The organism is Streptomyces sp. GC420 (assembly GCF_009916105.1).
In the GTDB taxonomy this organism is placed as follows: domain Bacteria; phylum Actinomycetota; class Actinomycetes; order Streptomycetales; family Streptomycetaceae; genus Streptomyces.
On the sequence record NZ_JAAAXQ010000394.1, the window covers coordinates 1 to 6,855 of the forward strand.

Genomic DNA, 6,855 nt, shown 5'->3' on the forward strand with positions numbered 1-6,855 from the left:
ACGGCGCCGCGTCGCCGAGGAGCGGCTGCGGATCGCCCGCGACCTGCACGACGTGGTCGCGCACCACATCGCGCTGGTGAACGTCCAGGCGGGGGTCGCGGCGCATGTCATGGACAAGCGGCCGGACGCCGACTCCCACGTCCACTCCGAGGTCGACGTCGACGCCGTCCCACCCCGGCGTGGCGCTGGCCGCGCTGGCCGCCGCGCAGTTCGTCGTCGTGCTCAGCACCTCCATCGTCAACGTCGCCCTCCCCGCTGTCGCGGGCGGTGTCGGCCTCTCCGGCACCGGCCTGTCGTGGGTCGTCAACGCCTACGTACTCGCCTTCGGAGCGCTCCTGCTGCTGGGTGGACGCGCGGCCGACCTGGCCGGACGGCGCCGGGTCCTCCTCGCCGGCCTCCTCGTCTTCACCGCCGCCTCCGCGGCTGCCGGGCTCGCGACAACGCCTTGGGCGCTCGTCACGGCCCGCGCCGTGCAGGGCGTCGGCGCCGCGGCCATGGCACCGGCGGCCCTGTCCCTGGTCGTACGGCTCTTTCCGGCCGGCCCCGGGAGAGGCAGGGCCCTGGGTGTGTGGGGCGCGGTCTCCGGAGCGGGAGGCGCCGCCGGGGTGCTCCTCGGGGGAGCCCTCACCCAGAGCCTCGGATGGCGGTCCGTCTTCCACGCGAGCGCGCTGGCCGCGGCCGCCGTTGTCGTCGCGACGACCCTGCTCGTCCCCGCGGATCGGCCCGCCGACGCCTCTCCGGGACGCGGCTCAGGCCGCCTCGACGTCACCGGAGCCCTCACTGTCACCACCGGCCTGATCGCCCTCGTGCACGCCCTCGCCACGGCCGGCCGCACGGGCTGGACCGATCCCGTGGTCCTGGGCGGGGGCGCGGCCGCCGTCGTCCTGCTGGTGGTCTTCGCCCTCACCGAACGACGGCACCCCGCTCCGCTGCTGCCGCCCCGCCTGCTCACCACGGGCTCGGTCGGCCCCGCCAACCTCGCCATGACACTCGTCGGCGCGGTCTGGATCAGCCTGTTCTTCTTCCTGCCCCTCTACCAGCAACAGGTGCTCGGGGACAGCCCCTTGCGTACCGGCCTCTCACAACTGCCACTGGCGGCGGCCAACATGGCCGGGTCGTCCCTGGCGCCGCGGCTCGCCCGCCGGCTGGGACCGGCCGTCACTCTCACCACGGGCCAACTGACCCTGGCCGCAGGGCTGCTGTGGCTGTCAGCACTCTCGGCGCAGGGCACCTTCCGGTCGGACGTACTCGGTCCCTCCCTCGCTGTCGGCCTCGGCCTCGGCATCGTCTTCGTCCAGCTCACCGGCGCCGCCATGGCGGGCGTACCGGCGGGCGACGCCGGGCTGGCGGGCGGCCTGGTGAACACCACCCGCCAGATCGGCGGTGCGCTCGGCCTGGCGGCGCTGAGCACCCTCGCCGCCGCCCGCTCGGGTGCCCTGGCCCCCGGCCACTCGCATGCGGAGGCGCTCACCGGCGGCTACCGCCTCGCGTTCCTCGTCTGCGCCGCCGCGGTGGCCGCGGCGAGCGCCCTGACCCCCCTGCTGTACCGCCGAACGGCGGACGCCGCACCGCAATCCGCCGCCTGACCCCGTCCCCCGTAACCCGGCCGTGACCCGCCCCCCGGCAACGGCCGACCGTACGACACCCGACCGCACATATCAGTCAAGGAGACCCGTATGAACCCCATTTCCAAGGCCCCCGTCACCGCGGTCGACGCCGACGCCCCGATCGTCGTACGCGTTCAGGCAACGGTCCGGGCGTCCCTCGCCGACGTCTGGGCCATCCACACCGACATCGACTCCTGGTCCGACTGGAACCCCGACATCGACCGGTCCTGCCTCGACGGCCCGCTCGCCCCCGGCAGCAGCTTCCGCTGGCTGACCCACGGAATGGACATCACCTCCACGCTTCACCAGGTGCTGCCGGGCCGGCGCATCGTCTGGGGAGGCCCGGCCCAGGGGATCGAGGGCATCCACGTCTGGGCGTTCGAAGAGGCCGGCGGCCTGGTCACGGTGCGCACCGAAGAGTCGTGGAGCGGCGAGCCGGCCGAGGCGGCGCGCGACCAGCTCGAGCAGGCACTGCGGCAGTCGCTGGAGCAGTGGCTCGGCCACCTGACGGCACGTGCCGAGGCTGCCGCGGCCGCCTCGGAAGCGGGCCGGACCCGCTAGCGCACGACCCACCGTGCGAGTCCGCACGCCTCTCGCACGGCCACCCGCCGCACCCGCGCCGCACGACCGCCGCCGCGCGCTCGCCGCAGGGCCGCGCACCGCACGTTCCACCGCACGTTCCACCGCGACGACAACTCACCGAGAAAGGCACCACCGATGAACAAGCCCTATCTGACCGGTCACTACACCCCCGTCGCCGACGAGATCACCGCCGCCGGGCTGACGGTGGAGGGCGCCATCCCGCCCGAGCTCGAGGGGCGACTGGTCCGCAACAGCCACAACCCGAAACCCGGCGTCACCCCCACCCACTGGTTCAAGGGCAGCGGCATGGTGCACGGCGTGCGGCTGCGCGACGGGCGCGCCGAGTGGTACCGCAACCGCTGGGTGCACACCCCCGCCCTCGACGGCGCTCCCTACATGACCGAGAAGGGCCCCGACCTCACCGCGAGCACCGCGGGAACACACGTCGTCGAGCACGGCGGACGACTCCTCGCCCTGTGCGAGTCCGCGCTCCCCTTCGAGCTGACGGCCGACCTCGAAACGGTGGGCGCCTTCGACTTCGGCGGCAAACTGACGACGGCCATGACCGCCCACCCGAAGGAGGACCCGGTCACCGGCGAACTGCACTTCTTCGCCTCGTCGCCGTTCCCCCCGTTCCTGATCCACCACGTGGCCTCCCCGAAGGGCGACATCCTGTACAGCCAGGAGGTCCCGGGAGCCACTGCCGCGCTCAAGCACGACTTCGCGCTCACGAAGAACCACGTGGTCTTCATCGAGATGTCCGTGACCTTCGACCCGGCCGAGCACTCGGGCATCCCCTACAGCTGGAGCGACACCGAGCAGCCGCGCATCGGCATCATGCCGCGGGGCGCCGACGGGGCGCGCCGGATCCGCTGGTACGACATCGGCCAGGGCCAGGCCCTGCACTTCGCCAATGCCTACGAGGACGGGCACGGGCGGGTCGTCGTCGAGGGCCCCTCCGTGGACCGCGCCGGCTGGCACCGTTCCTGGAACTGGTGGGCGGGCGTGTCCTTCGAGCACGGCGCCGAACCCAACTCCGGCTCCGTGCAGCGCCGGTGGACGGTGGACCCGGTGACGGGAGCGACCACTGAGGAGCGGATCGACGATCTGGTCACGGAGTTCCCCACCATCAACGAGGAGTTCCTCGGCAGCGAGCACCGCTACCAGTACGCCGTCTGCTTCCCCGACGACCTCGGGATCGGCAACCACGGCATCGTCAAGTACGACCGCAGGACCGGCGAGCGCCGGATACGGCACGTCGGCACGGGACAACTGCCCAGCGAGGCCGTTTTCGTCCCCGCGAGGGACTCCGCCGACGAGGACGCGGGCTACCTCCTGACCGTGGTCGGCGACCTGAACCGGGACGCCTCGAAGCTGCTCGTCCTCGACGCCTCCGACCTGTCCAGGGACCCCGTCGCCACCATTCACCTGCCGCGCCGGGTGCCGGCGACCATCCACGGCTCCTGGATCCCGGACGACACCGGCAGCCGGGCCTGACGCCCGCTCCCTGACCGGGCCGCGTCCGAGGACCGCTCGGCGAGGCGGCCGGACCCGGTGCCCCGGGCGGACTCCGGCCGCGTCGCCCGCGGCGGGTAGGGTGTCGCCCCGGCCCGCGCCGCCGCGCACCGCGCCGTGCCCGGCACGGCTGCCCCGTCACGAGAGATGCGAGACGTCACCGACCATGACCACAACGGTGCTTGACGATTTCAACGCGAAGCTCGTCGTCCTGGAAACCCTGTGCCACGACCTGGAAATACTGCCCGCGTACATGCCGGAATCCGACCCCGAGTGGGACCGGATCGACGAGAGCGCGCTCGCGTACTACCGCGCCCTGGTGATCCCGGACGAGGCCCTCGCCCAGGTCACCGCGCTCACCTTCGACGGCGGCCTGCAGATCTACCAGGACATCTGGCCCGGCTGGGACGGTGAGGACGACTACTTCGGGATCCGCGACCACGCCCCGCTCGCGGGCCTTCCCGCCCTGCACACGGTCTGGACCCCCGATCCCCTCCCCGCCGAGGTGCGCGCCCTGTACACCGACCGGGGCATCACGATCGAGGACTGACAGGCCGGTCGCCGGCCGCGGCGGGCCGGCGGCCGGCCGGTCCGCCGCTCGTGCCGCGTCGCTCGACGCGTCCGTCGTCGCCCGGCTCAGACCGTGGCCTCCTCGCGCGGCGAACACAGCGCCCAGATGATGAACCCGTCGATGACGATCAGCACGATCGCCCAGACCGGGGCGTAAGGCAGCCAGAGGAAGTTGGCCAGCATGCTCAGCCCGGCGAGGGCGACGCCCACCACCCTGGCCCAGGTGGCACCCGTGAACAGGGCGGCACCGGCGAGCAGGACGACCACGCCGAGGATCAGATGGACCCAGCCCCATCCGGCGAGGCTGAACGCGTAGGTGAAGTTCGGTGTCGTGACGAACACATCGTCCTCGGCGATCGCCGCGATGCCCTCGAAGATGGCCATGACGCCGCCGAACACCATCAGAGCCGCGGCCGCGGCCGTCCATCCCAGTGCCCACGGGCTGGAGGGCATCTCGGCCGTGCGCCGATGGCCCGTGTCACCCACGTGAGTGGTCATGTCGTGTTCCTTCCGCAGCTGCCGTCCCGCCTCGCGGGTAGGGCGGCCCCGTACATGCCATTGCCATTCCAGGCTGACACCGGTGGCCCTACTCGGCAATTTCGCCGGAATCGCGCAGTCACGCCAGGCTCCTGACAACCCGCTGGGACCCTTCGAAGCGACACCCGACTGTGTCGTGCACGGCCATGTCGCGCCGGCCCGGCCGTTCCTACGGTGCCGCCATCCCGGTCCTTCCGGCGGCCGGCCGCGACCGGCGGCCGGCCGTATGCCGGGGCCCCACGACAGGAGAGCCGCGATGCCGCCGACGATTCCCCCGCACCCCCACGCACCGACGCCACCACCACCTCCGCCCCGTGTGCGGACACGGCACGCGGCGTGGCCGCTGCGGCTGGCCGCCGCCCTGATCCTCGTGCTTGCCGCTGCGCTCGCGGGACCCGCCCCGTCGGCGCGGGCGGCGGTCGGGCTGACGCGGGTCGCCGACTTCGGCGCCAACCCGGGGCAACTGGGCATGTACGTGTACCGGCCCGCCTCCCTGCCCGCAGACCCGCCGCTCGTGGTCGCCCTGCACGGCTGCACCCAGAGCGCCCAGGTCTACGCCGACAACTCAGGGCTCGCCGAGCTCGCCGAGCGCGACGGCTTCCTCCTCGTGCTGGCCGAACAGTCCGCGTCCAACAACCTCAAAAAGTGCTTCAACTGGTTCCAGACCTCGGACAGCCGGCGCGGGCAGGGCGAGGCCGCCTCGGTCCGGCAGATGGTCGCGCACGCGGTGTCCGCCTACGGGGCGGACCCGGGCCGCGCGTACGTCACCGGGCTCTCCGCCGGTGGAGCCATGACCTCGGTGATGCTCGCCGCGTACCCGGACGTCTTCGCCGCGGGGGCGGTCGTCGCCGGTCTGCCGTACGACTGTGCCAGGGACGTCGCGGCCGCCTACGGCTGCATGAACCCGGGGGTGGACCGCACCCCGGCCCAGTGGGCGCAGAGTGTGCGCGAGGCATACCCCTCCTGGGCCGGGCCCTGGCCGCGGGTGGCCGTCTGGCACGGCGACCGGGACACCACCGTGGCCCCGCGCGGCGCCGACGAACTGAGGGACCAGTGGACCGCCGTCCACGGCCTGTCCCAGACGCCGGCCCGCACCGACGAGATCGGCCCGAACGCGACACGCAGGGAGCAGTACACGACGGCCGACGGCACGGTCGCCGTCGAGGTCGACCGGGTGCCCGGCATCGGGCACGGCACCCCGGTCGATCCGGGGACCGGGGCCGGACAGTGCGGCGGCACCGGCGCCGCGTACTTCCTCGACAGCATCTGCTCCAGCCACTGGATCACCGGGTTCTTCGGGCTGGGAGGCGACGGAGAGGGCGGTGAGGAACCCGGCGGCCTGCCAGCGCCCACCGGCCTCGGTCCGGCCGCCGTGACCGACGGCACCGTCACCCTGGACTGGCAGCCGGTGGACGGCGCCGCCGACTACGCGGTCCTCAGGGACGGCGTCCGGATCGCCACACCCACGGCCCCGCCGTACACGGACACCGGACTGTCCCCGGGCACCACTTACGCGTACGCAGTGGCCGCCCGCGACGGACAGGGAACCCAGGGCGCCCGCTCGGCGACGGTCGCCGTGTCCACCACGGGCGGCGCGGCGGCCTGCTGGACGAGCAGCAACTACCAGCACGTGCAGACGGGACGGGCGACGACGAGCGGCGGCTACACGTACGCGAAGGGCTCGAACCAGAACATGGGCCTGTACAACACCTTCGTCACCCACACGCTGAAGGAGTCACCCGCCGGGCACTTCGTGCTCGCCGATTCCGGCTGTCCCTGACCTCTCGTCAAGCCACCCCGGGGTCAGTCCGACTGCCCCTCCCACCATGGTGACGGACAACGCTGCGGGGTCCGTCACCATGGTGCCCGGACCCATGTCCGACCGACTCCTCCCCGGCCTAGCCTCCGGCCTGGCAGACCATCCGAGCCCTGACCCCGAGCCCTGCCGGAGGATCGATGTCCCCCTTGAGAAGCGCCGGCGCGCCCCCGCGGCGGCACGCCGCGGCCTTCGCCGCCCTCCTGGCCCTGACCGGCGCACCGGCCC

At 73.1% G+C, this 6,855-nt stretch carries 6 protein-coding genes and 1 pseudogene; 6 read left to right on the forward strand and 1 reads right to left on the reverse strand.

Annotated elements, in window-relative coordinates; genetic code table 11:
• The 5 genes and pseudogenes from GUY61_RS32110 to GUY61_RS32130 form a co-directional block, all read left to right on the forward strand.
• Positions 1–131, forward strand: a pseudogene (locus GUY61_RS32110) (histidine kinase); the annotation flags it as partial.
• An 87-nt stretch (positions 132–218) separates the two neighbouring features.
• Complete coding sequence (locus GUY61_RS32115) at positions 219–1,586, forward strand: MFS transporter (protein ID WP_313896971.1); 1,368 nt, start codon at positions 219–221, stop codon at positions 1,584–1,586.
• 90 nt (positions 1,587–1,676) lie between these two features.
• Positions 1,677–2,168 (forward strand): SRPBCC family protein, encoded by a 492-nt coding sequence (locus GUY61_RS32120; RefSeq protein WP_208106725.1) that lies wholly within the window; start codon positions 1,677–1,679, stop codon positions 2,166–2,168.
• 156 nt (positions 2,169–2,324) lie between these two features.
• Positions 2,325–3,686: a carotenoid oxygenase family protein gene (locus tag GUY61_RS32125; protein ID WP_166633849.1), complete on the forward strand. Its 1,362-nt coding sequence runs from the start codon at positions 2,325–2,327 to the stop codon at positions 3,684–3,686.
• Positions 3,687–3,870: 184 nt separating this feature from the next.
• Positions 3,871–4,254: a DUF6892 domain-containing protein gene (locus tag GUY61_RS32130; protein ID WP_166633850.1), complete on the forward strand. Its 384-nt coding sequence runs from the start codon at positions 3,871–3,873 to the stop codon at positions 4,252–4,254.
• 86 nt (positions 4,255–4,340) lie between these two features.
• Here the strand turns inward: GUY61_RS32130 and GUY61_RS32135 are convergent, their stop codons facing one another.
• Positions 4,341–4,772, reverse strand: coding sequence for a hypothetical protein (locus GUY61_RS32135; RefSeq protein ID WP_398957660.1), 432 nt, complete (start codon positions 4,770–4,772; stop codon positions 4,341–4,343).
• A gap of 295 nt (positions 4,773–5,067) precedes the next feature.
• Here GUY61_RS32135 and GUY61_RS32140 point away from each other — a divergent pair, with 295 nt between their 5' ends.
• Entirely contained in the window at positions 5,068–6,591 is a 1,524-nt protein-coding gene (locus GUY61_RS32140) for a PHB depolymerase family esterase (protein ID WP_166633851.1), read from the forward strand.
• The last annotated feature ends 264 nt before the right edge of the window (positions 6,592–6,855 follow it).

Bases quoted from the DNA above. Each gene is read 5' to 3' on its own strand.
- GUY61_RS32120 (WP_208106725.1), top strand. From the start codon at position 1,677: ATGAACCCCATTTCCAAGGCCCCCGTCACCGCGGTCGACGCCGACGCC.
- GUY61_RS32125 (WP_166633849.1), top strand. From the start codon at position 2,325: ATGAACAAGCCCTATCTGACCGGTCACTACACCCCCGTCGCCGACGAG.
- GUY61_RS32130 (WP_166633850.1), top strand. From the start codon at position 3,871: ATGACCACAACGGTGCTTGACGATTTCAACGCGAAGCTCGTCGTCCTG.
- GUY61_RS32135 (WP_398957660.1), bottom strand. From the start codon at position 4,772: ATGACCACTCACGTGGGTGACACGGGCCATCGGCGCACGGCCGAGATG.
- GUY61_RS32140 (WP_166633851.1), top strand. From the start codon at position 5,068: ATGCCGCCGACGATTCCCCCGCACCCCCACGCACCGACGCCACCACCA.